The following is a 16,626-nucleotide window of genomic DNA, read 5'->3' on the forward strand; positions in this document are numbered from 1 at the left end:
AGTCCTTCAGCCCGCGGCAGCGCGGACCATGTCCGTGAAAAGGCGGTGCACCCGCCCGTCACCGGTCAGTTCCGGGTGGAACGAGGTGGCGAGCACGTTTCCCTGCCGAACCGCGACGATCCTACCGGCGGCGGGTCCCAGGTCATCGGATTCGGGGGCCCTGGCCAGCACCTCCACCCCGTCTCCCGCCGATTCCACCCACGGAGCGCGGATGAAGACGGCTCGCACGGGGCCGTCCTCGAGGCCGCGGAAGGGGAGTTCGGCCTCGAAGGAGTCGACCTGGCGGCCGAAGGCGTTGCGGCGGACGACGACGTCCAGGCCGCCGACCTGCTGCTGGTCGGGGCGGCCGTCGAGGACTTGGTCGGCGAGCAGGACCAGGCCCGCGCAGGAGCCGTAGGCGGGCATCCCGGACTTGATCTTGACGCGGAGGGGTTCGAGCAGGTCGAAGGTGTGCAGGAGGCGGGCGATGGCGGTCGACTCGCCGCCGGGCAGGACGAGGCCGTCGACCTCGTCCAGCTCTTCGGGACGCCGCACCGGGCGGGCCAGGACATCCGCCTCGGCCAGCGCTACCAGGTGTTCGCGCACGTCGCCCTGCAGGGCGAGGACACCGACGGTGGACATGTGCGGGGTTCCTTCCTCCGGGCGGGGGTTCCGCCTTCAGGTGACCGGACCGGACGGGGCTCGTGACACCCGTCCGGCCCGATCGGACTACCTGCGGGACGCGAGTGACGCGGTCCCGCGCTGCGCCCGGCGGCGTGGTGGGCGACCGGACGACGGATTGGAGGAAGGCTCACTTCCGCGTCTCCGACGCTAGAGCTTCCGCGCCGCGCGTGCCGCCGGGCTTGGGCAAGGCTTGATGTTGTGATCACCACAGAGGTGCGGGGGTCCGGGGCGCGAGGACGCCGATTAGAACACCCGTTCGAGCTATTGCCCCGAGTGGCCCACGGACCGATCATTGAGCCATGCAGCCGAAATCGAACACCTGTTCGACGCATTACTCATTGCTCCGGTTCGCCGGGGCGCGGTGCTCCGTGCCGCTCGAATCGCGCGTGTCCGTCTTATCGGGGCGTTCGACGAGGCCGTCGCGGGGGCCTCGGTCCACGACGCGTCGGCCGAGGAGCCGCCGCGCGCCGAGGCGCGGCCGGAGAACCCGGTTCGGGGAAACGGGCCCAGAGAACCGGGCTCGACGCGACCGCTCCCGACCCGAACCACTCCCGATGCCAACCACGACCGGCAATGACCGCGATCGACAGCAACAACCCCCAACGCGCGCCGCGCCTGGCGCCAACCGGCCCCGGCGATGACCGGCCCTGCTACCAACCGCGCTCGGCGAGCCGGTGGGGCTGCGGGAGTTCGTCCACGTTGATGCCGACCATGGCCTCCCCCAGCCCTCGGGAGACCTTGGCGATGGTGTCGGGGTCGTCGTAGAAGGTGGTCGCCTTGACGATGGCCTCGGCGCGCTGCACCGGGTTGCCCGACTTGAAGATGCCGGAACCGACGAACACGCCTTCGGCTCCGAGCTGCATCATCATCGCCGCGTCGGCGGGCGTGGCGATGCCTCCTGCCGTGAACAGCACCACGGGCAGCTTGCCCGCTTCGGCGACCTCGCGAACCAGCTCGTAGGGCGCCTGCAACTCCTTGGCCGCGACGTACAGCTCATCGGAAGGGAGGTTCTGCAAGCGCAAGATCTCCGCCCGGATCTTGCGCATGTGGGTGGTGGCGTTGGAGACGTCACCGGTGCCCGCTTCGCCCTTGGACCGGATCATCGCGGCTCCCTCGGTGATGCGCCGCAGCGCTTCGCCCAGGTTCGTCGCACCGCACACGAAGGGAACGGTGAACTGCCACTTGTCGATGTGGTTGGCGAAGTCCGCGGGCGTGAGCACCTCGGACTCGTCGACGTAGTCGACACCTAGGGACTGGAGCACCTGGGCTTCGACGAAGTGCCCGATCCGCGCCTTGGCCATGACGGGGATCGACACGGCCGAGATGATCCCCTCGATCATGTCCGGGTCGCTCATCCGCGACACGCCGCCCTGGGCGCGGATGTCGGCGGGCACCCGCTCCAGCGCCATGACCGCGACGGCGCCCGCGTCCTCGGCGATCTTGGCCTGCTCGGCGTCGACCACATCCATGATCACGCCGCCCTTGAGCATCTCCGCCATGCCGCGCTTGACCCGCGCGGTCCCGGTGATCCGAGCGGGGTCGGCAGCGCCGGAACCAGCACCGGCGGCGACAGCACCATCAACGGAAGGAGAAGAGGAAGCAACCACGGCAGACCAGCCCTTTCACGGCTGCGGACGAGGACGAACAGGAGCGTACGGCCGACGTGGCCCGCTGAAAGGAGCCAATCCACACCGTTCTCAGCAGTCCACTCACCACTCCCGAAAACCCCTTAGGAGGCCTTGGCGCACTTGCTCGAACCGTCACCCGCAGAGCCCGCTCATTCCCACTGACCAGCGTCGTCCCCTTGTCGACGCGGTCCTCGCGGGTGTGAGATCAAGCACTAACACTTGCGGAGGGCGGTCTCTCATGTCCAGCAAGAACTCCGACAACTCGCACCCGGCAGGCCCGGTCGCTGTGGACGATCCCGGCAAGGTTCGCAACGTCGTCCTCGTCGGTCCGTCCGGGTCCGGCAAGACGACGCTCACCGAGGCCCTGCTAGCGGGCACCGGTGTGCTGAGCCGAGCCGGATCGGTCGCCGAGGGGAACACGGTGTGCGACCACGATCCGGTCGCCGTCCGGCAGCAGCGGTCGGTCGGGTTGGCCGTGGCGCCGGTGCGGCACGGTGACATCAAGATCAACCTCATCGACACGCCGGGGTACGCGGACTTCGTCGGTGAGCTGCGGGCCGGACTGCGGGCGGCGGACGCGGCGCTGTTCGTCGTGTGCGCGGCCGAGGGGGTCGACGCGGCGACGACGGCGTTGTGGGCCGAGTGCGCGGCGGTGGGGATGCCGCGCGCGGTCGTCATCTCGCGGACCGACCACCAGCGGGCCGACGTCGCGGCGACCACCGCCGCCTGCCAGGAGGCGTTCGGCGCGGGAGTGGTGCCGCTCTACCTGCCGGGCGGCGGGAGCGGTCGGAGCAGCAAGGGGGAGGAGAGCGATCGGAACAGGAGCGGGACGGGGAGCGCCGGGAGCACGAGCGGAGAGGAGAGCGGTCAGGATACGAGTGGGAACGGGAGTGATCGGGGTGCGAGCGGGAGCGGAGGTGGGCTGTTCGCCGGTGGGGTCACCGAGACCGGGTTGGTGAACCTGTTGTCCGGGGCGGAGTTCGCCGAGGAGGAGCACCGGGCTCTGCGGGAGGCGTTGATCGAGGGGATCATCGCCGAGAGCGAGGACGAGACGCTCATGGAGCGGTACCTCGGGGGCGAGGTGGTCGAGCAGGCCACGCTGATCGCTGATCTGGAGAAGGCCGTCGCGCGCGGGGCCTTCCACCCGGTCATCCCGGTGTGCGCCACGACCGGGGTCGGGTTGCCCGAGCTGCTCGACGGGATCAGCAGGGCGTTCCCCTCACCGCTGGAGCACCCGCTGCCCGAGGTGACCGGGGTGGACGGGGTGCCGAGGCCTCGGCTCGCCGTCGATCCGGACGGGCCGCTGGTGGCCGAGGTGGTGCGGACGGCGGTGGACTCGTTCGTCGGGCGGGTGTCGTTGGTCCGGGTGTTCTCGGGGACGCTCCGGCCCGAGCGGGCGGTGCACGTCTCCGGGCACGGGATGGGTGCTCGAGGGCACGAGGACCACGACGTGGACGAGCGGGTGGCGCACGTGTACTCGCCGCTCGGCGCGAGCCTGCGCGAGGTGCCCTTCTGCGTGGCGGGTGACCTGTGCGCGGTGACCAAGCTGGGCAGCGCCGAGACCGGGGACACGGTGTCGGCGCCGGACGAGCCGCTGCTGGTGCGGCCGTGGGCGATGCCCGAGCCGTTGCTGCCGGTGGCGGTGGCGGCGCGCAGTCGCAGTGACGAGGACTCGTTGGCGCGCAACCTCGGCAAGCTCGTCGCGGGTGATCCGACGCTGCGGTTGGAGCGCAACACCGAGACGCACCAACTGGTGCTGTGGTGCATGGGTGAGGCGCACGCGGACGTGGTGCTGGCCAGGTTGCGCGCGGGCGGGGCCGAGGTGGACACCGAGCCGGTGCGGGTGGCGCTGCGCGAGACGTTCGCCTCGGTGGCGAAGGGGCGCGGCAGGCACGTGAAGCAGTCCGGTGGGCACGGGCAGTACGCGGTGTGCGACATCGTCGTGGAGCCGCTGCCGCGCGGGGCGGGGTTCGAGTTCGTGGATCGCACGGTGGGCGGGTCGATCCCGAACCAGTTCGTGCCCAGCGTGGAGAAGGGCGTGCGGGCGCAGCTCGAACGCGGGCTGGGCGCGGGTCATCCGGTGGTGGACGTCCGGGTGACGCTGGTGGACGGCAAGGCGCACTCGGTGGACTCGTCGGACGCGGCGTTCCAGACGGCGGGGTCGCTGGCGCTGAAGGAAGCCGCCGCGGGCGGGGTGACGGTGTTGCTGGAGCCGGTGGACGAAGTGGTGGTGCGGTTGCCGGACGAGCACCTGGGCGCGGTCCTGGGTGATCTGTCGGCACGGCGAGGGCGGGTGCTGGGCACCGAGGCTGCTGCCAGTCCGGGGATCTCGACGATCCGGGCGGAGGTGCCGTGCACCTCGTTGCTGCGGTACGCGGTGGAGTTGCGCTCGCTCACCTCGGGAACGGGCGCGCACACCCGGCACTTCGCCCACTACGAACCACTACCGGCAGCACTGGCCGCAGCGGCCGGAGGCGGCGGAGGAGCAGCGAGAGGAGCTTGAGGGGCAGGAAGAGCTTGAGGAGCGGCAGGGATACCAGGGACAGGAGGTGCGGGAGCGGCGGGAGCTGCAGGAGCGGTGGGAGGGCCAGCAGGGGCGTTTGTCGTTTTTTCGCCGCACAGGGGAAGGGGAATTTCAGAGGAAGGGCTTTCTTCGGCGTGATGTCAGGTCACAACTCGGTGTCATGAGTTGTGAATGGACACTCGTGCGGCGGGATTAGGTGTCAGGGACTCGCGGGAACTGCTACCACTAGAACGCCACGGTTGGAGCGAATGGGCCATCAGGAAAATTCATCGGGGTTCACCGTCACCGTGAACAGGGCGGCAGGGTGACAGGGGAATGGCCGAAAAGTCTGCTAGGTGGTGTGAGAAGTGTTCGGGAACGGTCAGGTGCGGTTGTCGCCGTTCACCATGACCAGACCGGGGGCGTCGTCCCAGCCGAGGGCGGTGATCGCCCAGCGGTGGTGGGGGGCCAGGTCCAGGACGAGGGTGAGTTCGCGGTCGGCCAGTTCGCTCGCGGCTCGGACCAGGGCGCGCACCACCTCTGCCTGGAGGAACGCCACGCCGCGCAGTGACACTCGGACGTCTCCGCCTGCGGGTTCGGCGGTTCTCAGCAGACCGGTCAGCTCGTCCAGGTGGTGGTCCTCGACCTCGCCCGCCAGCAGGATTCGGGGAGGGTCGATCTCACGAGTGATGACCACCTGGGCTCCTCGTCCCACCGCGAACGGCAAGCGGACCGGCGTTCGCCGGTCTGGTGCGCGACAACGCGGTCGACCCTACGCCATTCACAACACCTATTCCAAAGAAATCACCAAATCCGGCACGAAGTGGAATAGATCCGGGGCCCGGACCCGATTTAGGCGGTTCCGGGCCCTCGGACGAACACGTCAGGTGTTCTGCGGGAACCCCAGGTTCACCCCACCGTGGGATGGGTCGAGCCAGCGGCCGGTGACGACCTTCGTCCTGGTGTGGAAGTGCACGCCTTCCGGGCCGTACGCGTGCGAGTCGCCGAACAGGGAGTCCTTCCACCCGCCGAAGGAGTAGTGCGCGACGGGGACCGGGATGGGGACGTTCACACCGACCATGCCGACCTCCACCTCGTGCTGGAAGCGCCTGGCCGCGCCGCCGTCGTTGGTGAAGATCGCCGCGCCGTTGCCGTACGGGTTGGCGTTGACCAGGTCCAGCGCCTCGTCGTAGCCGGTCGCCCGCAGCACCGACAGGACCGGGCCGAACACCTCGTCCCGGTACACCGCCATGTCCACGCCCACCCGGTCGAACAGGGTCGGGCCCAACCAGAAGCCGTCGGGGGCTCCGTCGATCGCGTGGTCGCGGCCGTCCACGACGAGGTCGGCTCCGTCGGCGACGCCGCTGTCCAGGTAGGACGTGACGCGGTCGCGGTGCGCGCCGGTGATCAGGGGACCCATGTCGCAGCCCGCGCGGCGGCCGTCGCCGACCTTGAGCGCCGCGATCCGCTCGGCGATCTTGGCAACCAGGACGTCGCCGACCGGGTCCACCGCGACCACGGCGGAGATCGCCATGCAGCGCTCCCCCGCCGAGCCGAATCCTGCCGAGACCGCGGCGTCCGCCGCGAGGTCCAGGTCCGCGTCGGGCAGCACCACCATGTGGTTCTTCGCGCCGCCGAGCGCCTGGACGCGCTTGCCGCGCGCGGTCGCGGTCTCGTACACGTAGCGCGCCACCGGGGTCGAGCCGACGAAGGACACCGCTTTCACGTCCGGGTGGACCAGGAGCCGGTCCACCGCTTCCTTGTCGCCGTGCACGACGTTCAGCACCCCGTCGGGGAGGCCTGCTTCGGCGAACAGCTCGGCCAGGAACACCGACGCGGACGGGTCCTTCTCGCTCGGCTTGAGCACGACCGCGTTGCCGCAGGCGATCGCGGTGGGCACGAACCACAGCGGCACCATGGCGGGGAAGTTGAACGGCGACACGACCGCGACCACGCCGAGCGGCTGCTGGATCGAGTAGACGTCGACGCGGCTGGACGCGTTCTCGCTGAACCCGCCCTTGAGCAGGTGCGGGATGCCGCAGGCGAACTCGACGTTCTCCAGCGCCCGCTGCACCTCGCCCGCCGCGTCGGCGAGGACCTTGCCGTGCTCGGCGGTGATGATGGCGGCCAGCTCGCCCTTGCGGGCGTGCAGCAGCTCGCGGAACGCGAACATCACCGAGGACCGCTGGGCGAGCGACGAGTCCCGCCACCGGGTGAACGCCTCCCCTGCGACCTCGACCGCCCGGTCGACCACCTCGGCGGAGGCAAGGTCCACTGTGGACGCGACCTGCCCGGTGGCCGGGTCGTGCACGTCGCCCACGCGGTCGGCGCCACCGGTCCACGACTTGCCGCCGATCCAGTGCGTGATCCGCTTCGCGGTGACCCGATCACCGGAACCGGTAGGGGCGGCGTCAGAGCCAGTGAGGCCCACGCTGGTCGGGCGCACACTGGTCGAGGCAGCACCGGTCGAGGCAGGAGCAGGTGGAACAGCGCCGGTCGGGCCATCACCGGTTAGGTGCACGCCAGTCGGGCCCACGCTGACCGGTGCTGCGCTGGCCGGGCCCGCACCGGTCAGGACCGGGCCAGTCGGGACCGCATCGGTCGGGGGCACGCTGGCTGGGCGCACGCCGGTCGGGTCAGCACCAGCCGGGACAGCGGCAGCCACGCCCGCGCCGGTCGGGACGACACCGGTCAGGGCAACATCAACCGGGCTGGCGCTGGCTGGGGTTGTGGCAGTCGGGCCCGCACCGGTTGGGCCTGCGCCGGTCGAGTCCGCGTGGTTCGGGACCGCGCCGGGCGGGGCCACACCGGTCGGGCCAGTGGCTGCCGGGGCCGTGCCCACCTGGGCCAGGTTGGTTGAGCTGGCATCGGTCGGGGCCACGCCAGCCGGGCCGGTGTTGGCCGGGTCGGTGTTGGGCAGGACGGTGCTGGCCGGGCCGACGCCATCCTGGGCGGTGTTGTGGTCGTCGGTTGGGCTCATCGGGTTGACACCTCCGCGATCGCGTCGCGCAGCACCACGAGCGCCTCCTCCACCTCGTCTGCGGTGACCGACAGGGGTGGGGCCAGGCGGATGACGTTGCCGTGCAGGCCGCCCTTGCCGACCAGCAGGCCGCGTTCGCGGGTCGCCTCCAGGACCGCCACCGCCGCCTTCGGGTCCGGGGCGCGGTCCTCTCCGACCAGTTCCAGGCCGACCATGAGGCCCTTGCCGCGCACGTCGCCGAGCAGCGGGTGGTCTGCGGCGACGTCGCGCAGGCCGGAGATCAGGCGGGTGCCGAGCTTGGCTGCGTTGGACTGGAGGTCGTGGTCCAGCAGGTAGTTCAGCGTCGCGAGGGCGCCCGTCGTGGACACCGGGTTGCCGCCGAAGGTGGAGATCGAGTTGGCGGTGAGGCTGTCCACGACGTCGCCGCGCGCCACCACGCCGCCGATGGCCAGGCCGTTGCCCAGGCCCTTGGCGAAGGTCATCGCGTCGGGGGTGACGCCGTGCGCGCCGATGCCCCAGAAGTGCTCGCCGGTGCGGCCCCAGCCGGTCTGGACCTCGTCCGAGACGAGCAGGATGCCGTGCTCGTCCAGGACCTCCTTGAACGCGGCGAACAGGCCGTCCGGCGGCGAGGTGAAGCCGCCTACGCCCTGGATCGGTTCGACGATCATGCACGCGACGTCGCCCGAGGTGGCGGTGTGCAGCACGTCGCGCAGGTCGGCCACGCACGCGGCGGTGTAGTCCGCGTCGGACAGGTCGCGGAACGGGCTGCGGTAGCGGTAGCCGCCGTGCACCCAGGCGACCTTGACCGGGCTGAGCGAGGTCGGGGACCAGGTGCGGTGGCCGGTGACGCCGACCGTGGCGAAGCCCCGGCCGTGGTAGGAGTTGCGCAGGGCGAGGACCTGGTCGCTGCGGCGGTGCGCGCAGGCCAGCAGGAGCGCGGTCTCGTTGGCCTCGGTGCCGGAGTTGGTGAAGAACACCTTGGCGTTCGGGATGCCGGACAGCTCGGCGATCTTCTCGGCCAGCTCCACCTGGGAGCGGATCAGGTACAGCGTGGAGCTGTGCAGCACGCCGGTGTCGACCTGGGCCCGGACGGCGTCGCTGATCTCGGCGATGTCGTAGCCGACGCCGTTGGTGAGGATGCCCGCGAAGAAGTCCAGGTAGGTGCGGCCCTCGCCGTCCGTGACGTGCCTGCCGCTGCCGCTGGTGATCTCGATCGGGTGGTCGTAGTACAGGGTCATCCAGTCCGGCAGGACCGCCCGGTGCCTGGCCAGCAGCTCGTCGTGCGCCATCCGCGCCTCCCGCTGTTCGCGCTCTCCCGCATCTCCCCCGCAGTCTCACCGGGCTCGACGGCCCACCGCCATGCACAACCTGTACCGCTTTCCGGGAGTGGCGATTACGTTGTGTGCATGTACCCGACCGTGGCGGAGGCGTTATCCCTGTCCGTGGTGCGACAGGGGCAGCCCAGGGTGGTCGCGGGCGCGGAGGGGCTGGGGCGGTCGGTGCGCTGGGTGCACGTGGCCGAGGTCGCCGACATCGCGCCGCTGCTGCGCGGCGGGGAGCTGGTGCTCACCAGCGGGATCGCGCTGCCGGAGGAGCCGGAGGCGCTGCGCGAGTACGTGGCCGGGCTGGCCGGGGTGGGGGCGACCGGGCTGGTCGTGGAGCTGGTGCGGCGGTGGCGGGGCGGGGTGCCGGGGGCGCTGGTCGCGGCGGCGCAGGAGCACGGGCTGCCGCTGGTCACGCTGTCGGTGGAGGTGCGGTTCGTCGCGGTCACCGAGGCGGTGGTGTCGCTGATCGTGGACGCGCAGCTCGCCGAGCTGCGGGCCGCCGAGCAGGTGCACGAGGCGTTCACGGCGCTGACCGTGGCGGGCGCGGAACCGGCCGAGGTGCTGCGGGAGGTGGCGCGCACGTCGGGGCTGCCGGTGGTGCTGGAGACGCTGGGGCACGAGGTGCTGGCGTACGACGCGGCCGGGCAGGACCCGGTGGCGCTGCTGGCCGACTGGGGCGCGCGGTCGCGCGAGGTGTCCGGGGGCGGGCGGACCGCGTACCACGCCGGGCCGGGGTGGTTGGTGACGGCGGTGGGGGCGCGCGGGTCGGACTGGGGCAGGTTGGTGCTGGTCAGCGCGGCCGAGCCGCCGCACCGGCACGTGGTGGTCGCGGAGCGGGCGGCGTCGGCGCTGGCCGTGCACCGGCTGGTGGCGCGGGACCGGGAGTCGCTGGAGCGGCAGACGCACCGGACGCTGCTCACCCAGCTGCTGGACCGGGCGCCATCGGACCTGCCCGCGCGCACCGCCGCGCTGGGGGTGCCGCTGGAGCGGCGGCAGCTGCTCGGGGTGGCGATCCGGCCTGGCGCGGCGACCACGCCGGGGCAGTCGCTGGCCACGCAGGAGGTGCTGCGGGACCTGGCCGAGGCGACGGCGCTGGCGGCCCGGCGGGTGCCGGTGCCCGCGCTGGTGGGGGTGGTGGACGACACGAGCGTGCGGGCGCTGCTGGCGCTGCCGCCGCAGGCCCCGGTGGAGGGGGTGGTGCGGCAGTTCGCCCGCGAGGTGCACCGGGCCGCCGCCGCGACGCAGCACGGGCTGCCGGTGGTGGTGGCGGTCGGGACGGTGGTGTGCGGGGTGCCGGAGGTGCGGCGCAGCCTCGGGGAGGCGGCGCACGTGGCGGGGGCGGCGCTGCGGTCGCCGGGGGCGCGGCTGTACCACCGGCTGGACGACGTGCGGTTGCGCGGGCTGCTGCACCTGCTGCGGGAGGACGAGCGGGTGCGGGCGTTCGCGGACCGGGAGCTGGGGGCGCTGCTGGCGCGGGACGAGGCGCACGGGAGCCGGTTGGTGGAGCTGCTGCGGTGCTTGTGCGAGCAGGGCGGGAACAAGTCGGCGGCTGCGGCGGCGGCGCACCTGTCGCGGACGGCGTACTACCAGCAGTTGGCGCGGGTGCAGCAGGTGCTCGGGGTGTCGTTGGAGGACCCGGAGTCGTTGCTGTCGCTGCACGTCGCGCTGCTGGTGCGCGAGTTGGACCGGTGAGGGGGTGGGGGTGCGGGATGGGGGCGTTGGACCGGTGACGGGCGGCGGTGAGGCGGGACAGGGGTGTGGGACGGGGGCGCGGAATCGGTGATAGGCGGCGACATGGGGACGGGGGCACGGAGGCGGGGCTGGTGGCGCTGGGCCGGGAGAACGGGGCGGGACGCGGGGCCAGGACACCGGGCGGACGCAACAGGAGCGACTGGGCGGGGCCGGTGGCGCGAGGCTGACGGCACAAGACCAGCGGTATGAGGGCTGGTGCCGTGAAGCCGGTACCGCGAGGTGAGCGGCGCAGGACTTGTTGTGCGGAGCGGGCGACGCGTGGCCGGTGACACGAGCGAGTGGCGCAGGACCGGTAGGCCTGGCCCTGTGGCTCAGAACCAGTGGGCATGAGCCCGTCGCACGGAGCCGGTGGGCTTGGCCCTCTGGTGTGGAGCCGGTGGGCATGAGCCCGTCGCGCGGAGCCGGTCGGTCTGGGGCCGTCTTGCGGGGCCGGTGGGGCGAAACCGGAAGCGTGGTCGAGTGCGTCCGGGTGGCGCGGGATCGGTGGTCTTCGGCTAGAAGTGGCCTCCCCGTGTGGTCGGGGCGGGGGCGAGCGCGGTGTGGTGGGTGGCCGTTGGGCGCGTGCCGTCGTGGACCTCGGGGGCCAGGGTGCGCGCGCCGTCGGTGGCCGAGGTGATCCCGGCGATCAGGGGTGCGGCGCCGACGGCCAGCAGGGCTGCTGCGCGGGTCAGCCTCGACGTGGCTCGGGGCGGTGGCGCTGGATGGGGCGGCGTTGCGCGGGGTGGCGCTGTGCGGGGCGGGGGCACTGGTCCTCGTTCACGGAAGTAGGGGTCTGACCTACTGCACCATCGGCATCCGCGCGCGCCGACCGGACTCGCTGAACCGGGTGATCCTGTCGCCGGGGTCGGCGCGCGGGTGGCGCGCGGGCGTTCGGCAATGGGCAGAGTGTGCGGTGATCACCGGAAACGCGGACACTTCGGCACTGCCGCCGCCGCGCGCCGGGCGCTGAGGATGCCGGGGTGGAATTCGCGCCGAAGCGCCGCTCCCGGCGGCGTTTCACGAGCGTAACAGGGGAGTGACCGTTGGCCCTCGACCCCTCGGAGCAGACCGCGTCCGACCAGGAAGGGCGCGTGGACCTGGTGGACCGCGCCGCCATCGCCGACAGCCCGTACTACAACCCGGAGCTGGCCCCGGTGCCGCTGGAGGGGCGCACCTGGACCACCTACAACTTCTTCGCGCTGTGGATGGGCATGGCGCACAACATCCCCAGCTACACGCTCGCCGCGTCGCTGGTGGCGCTGGGCATGGACTGGGTGCAGGCGCTGCTCACCATCACGCTCGGGAACCTGATCGTGCTCGTGCCGATGCTGCTCAACAGCCACGCGGGCACCAAGTACGGCATCCCGTTCCCGGTGTTCGCCCGCGCGTTCTACGGGGTGCGCGGGGCGAACCTGGTGGCGCTGCTGCGGGCGTTCGTGGCGTGCGCGTGGTTCGGCATCCAGACCTGGGTGGGCGGCAAGGCGCTGCACGTGATCGTCGGGCGGCTGGCCGGTGAGGCGTGGTCCGGCGCGCCGGTGGTGCTGGGCCAGGTGTGGACGCTGTGGCTGTGCTTCCTGGTGTTCTGGGCGGTGCAGATGCTGGTCATCTGGCGGGGCATGGAGGCGATCCGGCGGTTCGAGAACTGGACGGCGCCGCTGGTGTCGGTCGGGTTCCTGGTGCTGCTGGCGTACGTGGCGGTGAAGGCGGGCGGGTTCGGGCCGATCCTGTCCGAGCCGTCGAAGCTGGGCTGGGGACCGGACTTCTGGAAGGTGTTCTTCCCCGCGCTGATGGGGATGATCGCGTTCTGGTCGACGCTGTCGCTGAACATGCCGGACTTCACCCGGTTCGGCGGCAGCCAGCGCAAGCAGGCGCTCGGGCAGGTGCTGGGGCTGCCGACCACGATGACGTTCATCGCGGTGGTGGCGATCCTGACCACCTCGGGCGCGGTCGCCCTGTACGGCGAGGCGATCTGGGACCCGGCGGAGCTGGCGAGCCGGTTCGACAGCACGGCGGTGGTGCTGGTGGCGCTGGTGTCGCTGGTGCTGGCGACGGTCTCGGCGAACCTGGCGGCGAACGTGGTCAGCCCGTCGTACGACTTCTCCAACGCGTTCCCGCGCCGGATCAGCTTCGCCGTGGGCGGGCTGATCACCGGCGTGCTCGGCGTGCTGATCCAGCCGTGGCGGCTGATCTCCGACCCGAGCATCTACATCTTCGCGTGGCTCGGGTTCTACGGCGGGCTGCTGGCGTCGGTGGCCGGGGTGTTCGTCGCCGGGTACTGGGTGCTGGCGCGGACCCGCCTCGAGCTGCCCGACCTGTACCTGTCCGGGCGCGGGGCCTACTGGTTCACCGGCGGCTGGAACTGGCGGGCGGTGGCGGCGACCGCGCTCGGGTCGCTGCTGGCCGTCGGCGGCGCCCACGGCGGGCCGTTCCCGGCCGACGGGCTGATCCCGGTGCTCAAACCGCTCTACGACTACAACTGGGTCGTCGGCCTGGTGGTCGGCATGGCCGGCTACCTGGTGCTGGCGCCACGGAAGGAGCAGGCGTGAACGACGTCGTCCGCGCGGCACTGGTCCAGCGGAAGTGGACCGGTTCCAAGGAGAGCATGGTGGCGAGCGCCGTGGAGGCGATCGCGTCGGCGGCCTCGCAGGGGGCGCAGGTGGTGTGCCTGCAGGAGCTGTTCTACGGGCCGTACTTCTGCCAGGTGCAGGACCCGGAGTTCTACTCGTACACCGAGGGCGTCCCGGACGGGGAGACCACGGAGCTGATGCGCGAGGTGGCGGCGCGGCACGGGGTCGTGCTGGTCGTGCCGGTGTACGAGCAGGAGCAGCCCGGCGTCTACTACAACACCGCCGCCGTGATCGACGCGGACGGCACGTACCTGGGCAAGCACCGCAAGAACCACATCCCGCAGGTGAAGGGGTTCTGGGAGAAGTTCTACTTCCGGCCCGGCAACCTGGGCTACCCGGTGTTCGACACGGCGGTGGGCCGGATCGGCGTGTACATCTGCTACGAGCGGCACTTCCCCGAGGGCTGGCGGGCGCTGGGGCTGGCGGGCGCGCGGATCGTGTTCAACCCGTCCGCGACCAGCCGGGGGCTGTCGCAGCACCTGTGGCGGTTGGAGCAGCCCGCAGCGGCGGTGGCGAACGAGTACTTCGTCGGCGCGATCAACCGGGTGGGGGTGGAACCGCTGGGGGACAACGACTTCTACGGTCAGTCGTACTTCGCGGACCCGCGCGGGCAGCTGATCGGCGAGGCGGCCTCGGACACCGAGGACGAGATCGTGGTGCGGGACCTGGACATGGGGCTGCTGGCCGAGGTGCGGGACCTGTGGGCGTTCTACCGGGACCGCAGGCCGGACACCTACGAGGGCCTGGTGACGCCGTGAGGACGGTGATCAGCGGCGGTCTGGTGGTCAACGCGGCCGGGTCGGTGCGGGCGGACGTGCTGGTGGAGGGCGAGAAGGTCGCGGCGCTGCTCGCTCCGGGGCTGGAACTGGCGCTGGACGTGGACGAGCGGGTCGACGCGAGCGGGAAGTACGTGATCCCCGGCGGGATCGACGCGCACACCCACATGGAGATGCCGTTCGGCGGGACGCGGTCCAGCGACGACTTCACCAGCGGCACGATCGCGGCGGCGTGGGGCGGGACGACCACGATCATCGACTTCGCCGTGCAGGCCAAGGGGACCTCGCTGCTGGCCACCCTGGACAAGTGGCACGCCAAGGCGGACGGCAAGTGCGCGGTGGACTACGGGTTCCACATGATCGTGTCCGATGTGGACGACTCCTCGCTCAAGGAGATGGGCGCCTGCCTGGACGCGGGCGTGAACTCGTTCAAGATGTTCATGGCCTACCCCGGCGTCTTCTACGCCACCGACGGGGAGATCCTGCGCGCGATGCAGCGGGCGCGCGAGATCGGCGGCACGGTCATGATGCACGCCGAGAACGGGATCGCGATCGACGAGCTGGTCGCGCAGGCCTTGGCGGAGGGGCGCACCGATCCGGTGCAGCACGGGCTCACCAGGCCGCCGGAGCTGGAGGGCGAGGCGACCTCGCGGGCCATCGCGCTGGCGCGGGTCACCGGGGCGCCGCTGTACGTCGTGCACCTGTCGGCGGCGCACGCGCTCGACGCGGTCACCGAGGCGCGGGACACCGGGCAGAACGTGTTCGCCGAGACCTGCCCGCAGTACCTGTACCTGTCGCTGGAGGACCTGGCGCGGCCCGGTTTCGAGGGCGCGAAGTACGTGGCCTCGCCGCCGCTGCGCCCGGTCGAGCACCAGGCGCGGTTGTGGCGGGGGTTGCGCACCAACGACCTCTCGGTCGTGTCGACCGACCACTGCCCGTTCTGCTTCGCCGACCAGAAGGTGCTGGGGCAGGGGGACTTCTCCAAGATCCCCAACGGGATTCCGGGCGTGGAGCACCGGATCGACCTGCTGCACCAGGGGGTCGTGCGCGGCGAGATCGGGCTGGAGCGGTGGGTGGAGATCTGCTCGACCACCCCGGCCCGGATGTTCGGGCTGCACCCGCGCAAGGGCGTCGTCGCGCCGGGCGCCGACGCGGACCTCGTCGTGTACGACCCGGCCGCGAGGCAGACCATCTCGGCGGCCACGCACCACATGAACGTGGACTACTCGGCGTTCGAGGGGTTCGAGCTGACCGGGCGGGTCGAGGTGGTGCTCTCGCGCGGGCGGGTCGTGGTGGACCGGAGCGGGTTCCGGGGGTCGGCCGGGCACGGGCGGTTCCTGGCCCGCGAGCTGAACCAGTACCTGGTGTGAGGGGATGAGCGTGGACTTCGGCGTGGTGCTCCAGACCGACCCGCCCGCGCGGGCCGTCGTGGAGTCGATGAGGGCGGCGGAGGGCTCGGGGTTCGGCTACGGCTGGACGTTCGACTCGGTCGTGCTGTGGCAGGAGCCGTTCGTCGTCTACTCGCAGGTCCTCGCGGCGACGAAGGACCTCGTGGTGGGGCCGATGGTGACCAACCCGACCACGCGCGACTGGTCGGTGACGGCCTCGCTGTTCGCGACGCTGAACGACATGTTCGGCAACCGGACGGTGTGCGGGATCGGGCGCGGGGACTCGGCGCTGCGGGTGCTCGGGCGCAAACCGGCGACGCTCGCGGAGCTGGGGTCGGCGATGCGGGTGATCAAGGACCTGGCGGAGGGGCGCGAGGCCTCGCCGCACGGGGTCCCGGTGCGCATCCCGTGGGTGCGGGACGGGAAGCTGGAGGTGTGGATGGCGGCCTACGGGCCGAAGGCGCTGAAGCTGGTCGGCGAGCAGGCGGACGGGTTCATCCTGCAGACCGCCGACCCGGACATCGCGCGGTGGACCATCGGGGCGGTGCGCGAGGCCGCCTCGGCGGCGGGGCGGGACCCGGCGTCGGTGGCGGTGTGCGTGGCGGCGCCCGCGTACGTCGGGACGGACCTGCCGCACCAGCGGGACCAGCTGCGGTGGTTCGGCGGGATGGTCGGGAACCACGTGGCGGACCTGGTGGCGCGGTACGGGGACTCCGGGGCGGTGCCGCGCGCGCTGACCGACTACATCGCCGGGCGGGAGGGGTACGACTACGCGCACCACGGGCGGGCCGGGAACCGGTCGGCGGACTTCGTGCCCGACTCGATCGTGGACCGGTTCTGCCTGGTGGGACCGGCGTCGGCGCACGTGGAGCGGTTGCGGGAGCTGGCGGAGCTCGGGGTGGACCAGTTCGCGCTGTACCTGATGCACGACGAGAAGGACGAGACGATGGCGGCCTACGGGGCCGAGGTGATCCCGAACGTGTGACCTGTGGAGGTTGGCGGCGG

The 16,626-nt window shown here is 71.8% G+C and carries 11 protein-coding genes; 6 read left to right on the forward strand and 5 right to left on the reverse strand.

The genetic code is table 11. From position 1 onward, the window contains the following. Positions 1–6: 6 nt before the first annotated feature. Complete coding sequence (gene pdxT / locus LV78_RS26095; protein ID WP_253848266.1) at positions 7–621, reverse strand: pyridoxal 5'-phosphate synthase glutaminase subunit PdxT; 615 nt, start codon at positions 619–621, stop codon at positions 7–9. 692 nt (positions 622–1,313) lie between these two features. Next, the gene (gene pdxS, locus LV78_RS26100) at positions 1,314–2,192 is read right to left on the reverse strand and encodes a pyridoxal 5'-phosphate synthase lyase subunit PdxS (protein ID WP_308208763.1); all 879 of its coding nucleotides are present in this window, start codon (positions 2,190–2,192) and stop codon (positions 1,314–1,316) included. Positions 2,193–2,529: 337 nt separating this feature from the next. On the opposite strand from pdxS, the gene LV78_RS26105 reads away from it, so the two are divergent. Then, entirely contained in the window at positions 2,530–4,794 is a 2,265-nt protein-coding gene (locus LV78_RS26105) for an elongation factor G-like protein EF-G2 (RefSeq protein ID WP_253848268.1), read from the forward strand. A 382-nt stretch (positions 4,795–5,176) separates the two neighbouring features. Here LV78_RS26105 and LV78_RS26110 read toward each other — a convergent pair whose 3' ends face one another. From LV78_RS26110 to LV78_RS26120, 3 genes are all read right to left on the reverse strand, one after another. After that, positions 5,177–5,491 (reverse strand): STAS domain-containing protein, encoded by a 315-nt coding sequence (locus tag LV78_RS26110; RefSeq protein ID WP_253848269.1) that lies wholly within the window; start codon positions 5,489–5,491, stop codon positions 5,177–5,179. Positions 5,492–5,677: 186 nt separating this feature from the next. Further along, positions 5,678–7,225, reverse strand: a complete 1,548-nt coding sequence (locus LV78_RS26115; protein WP_253848270.1) for a CoA-acylating methylmalonate-semialdehyde dehydrogenase — start codon at positions 7,223–7,225, stop codon at positions 5,678–5,680. A gap of 545 nt (positions 7,226–7,770) precedes the next feature. After that, positions 7,771–9,063 (reverse strand): aspartate aminotransferase family protein, encoded by a 1,293-nt coding sequence (locus tag LV78_RS26120; protein WP_253848271.1) that lies wholly within the window; start codon positions 9,061–9,063, stop codon positions 7,771–7,773. Positions 9,064–9,180: 117 nt separating this feature from the next. On the opposite strand from LV78_RS26120, the gene LV78_RS26125 reads away from it, so the two are divergent. From LV78_RS26125 to LV78_RS26145, 5 genes are all read left to right on the forward strand, one after another. Further along, on the forward strand, positions 9,181–10,791 hold the full coding sequence (locus LV78_RS26125) for a PucR family transcriptional regulator (protein WP_253848272.1): 1,611 nt from the start codon (positions 9,181–9,183) through the stop codon (positions 10,789–10,791). Positions 10,792–11,873: 1,082 nt separating this feature from the next. Next, positions 11,874–13,376: an NCS1 family nucleobase:cation symporter-1 gene (locus LV78_RS26130; RefSeq protein WP_253848273.1), complete on the forward strand. Its 1,503-nt coding sequence runs from the start codon at positions 11,874–11,876 to the stop codon at positions 13,374–13,376. Then, the gene (locus LV78_RS26135) at positions 13,373–14,215 is read left to right on the forward strand and encodes a nitrilase-related carbon-nitrogen hydrolase (protein ID WP_253848274.1); all 843 of its coding nucleotides are present in this window, start codon (positions 13,373–13,375) and stop codon (positions 14,213–14,215) included. Before LV78_RS26130 ends, LV78_RS26135 begins: the two co-directional genes overlap by 4 nt. After that, positions 14,212–15,603, forward strand: coding sequence for a dihydropyrimidinase (hydA, locus tag LV78_RS26140; RefSeq protein ID WP_253848275.1), 1,392 nt, complete (start codon positions 14,212–14,214; stop codon positions 15,601–15,603). Before LV78_RS26135 ends, hydA begins: the two co-directional genes overlap by 4 nt. A 10-nt stretch (positions 15,604–15,613) precedes the next feature. After that, positions 15,614–16,606: a TIGR03842 family LLM class F420-dependent oxidoreductase gene (locus LV78_RS26145; RefSeq protein WP_253848352.1), complete on the forward strand. Its 993-nt coding sequence runs from the start codon at positions 15,614–15,616 to the stop codon at positions 16,604–16,606. Positions 16,607–16,626: the final 20 nt, after the last annotated feature.

It is taken from the genome of Actinosynnema pretiosum, from assembly GCF_024171695.1.
Taxonomy (GTDB): Bacteria; Actinomycetota; Actinomycetes; order Mycobacteriales; family Pseudonocardiaceae; genus Actinosynnema; species Actinosynnema pretiosum.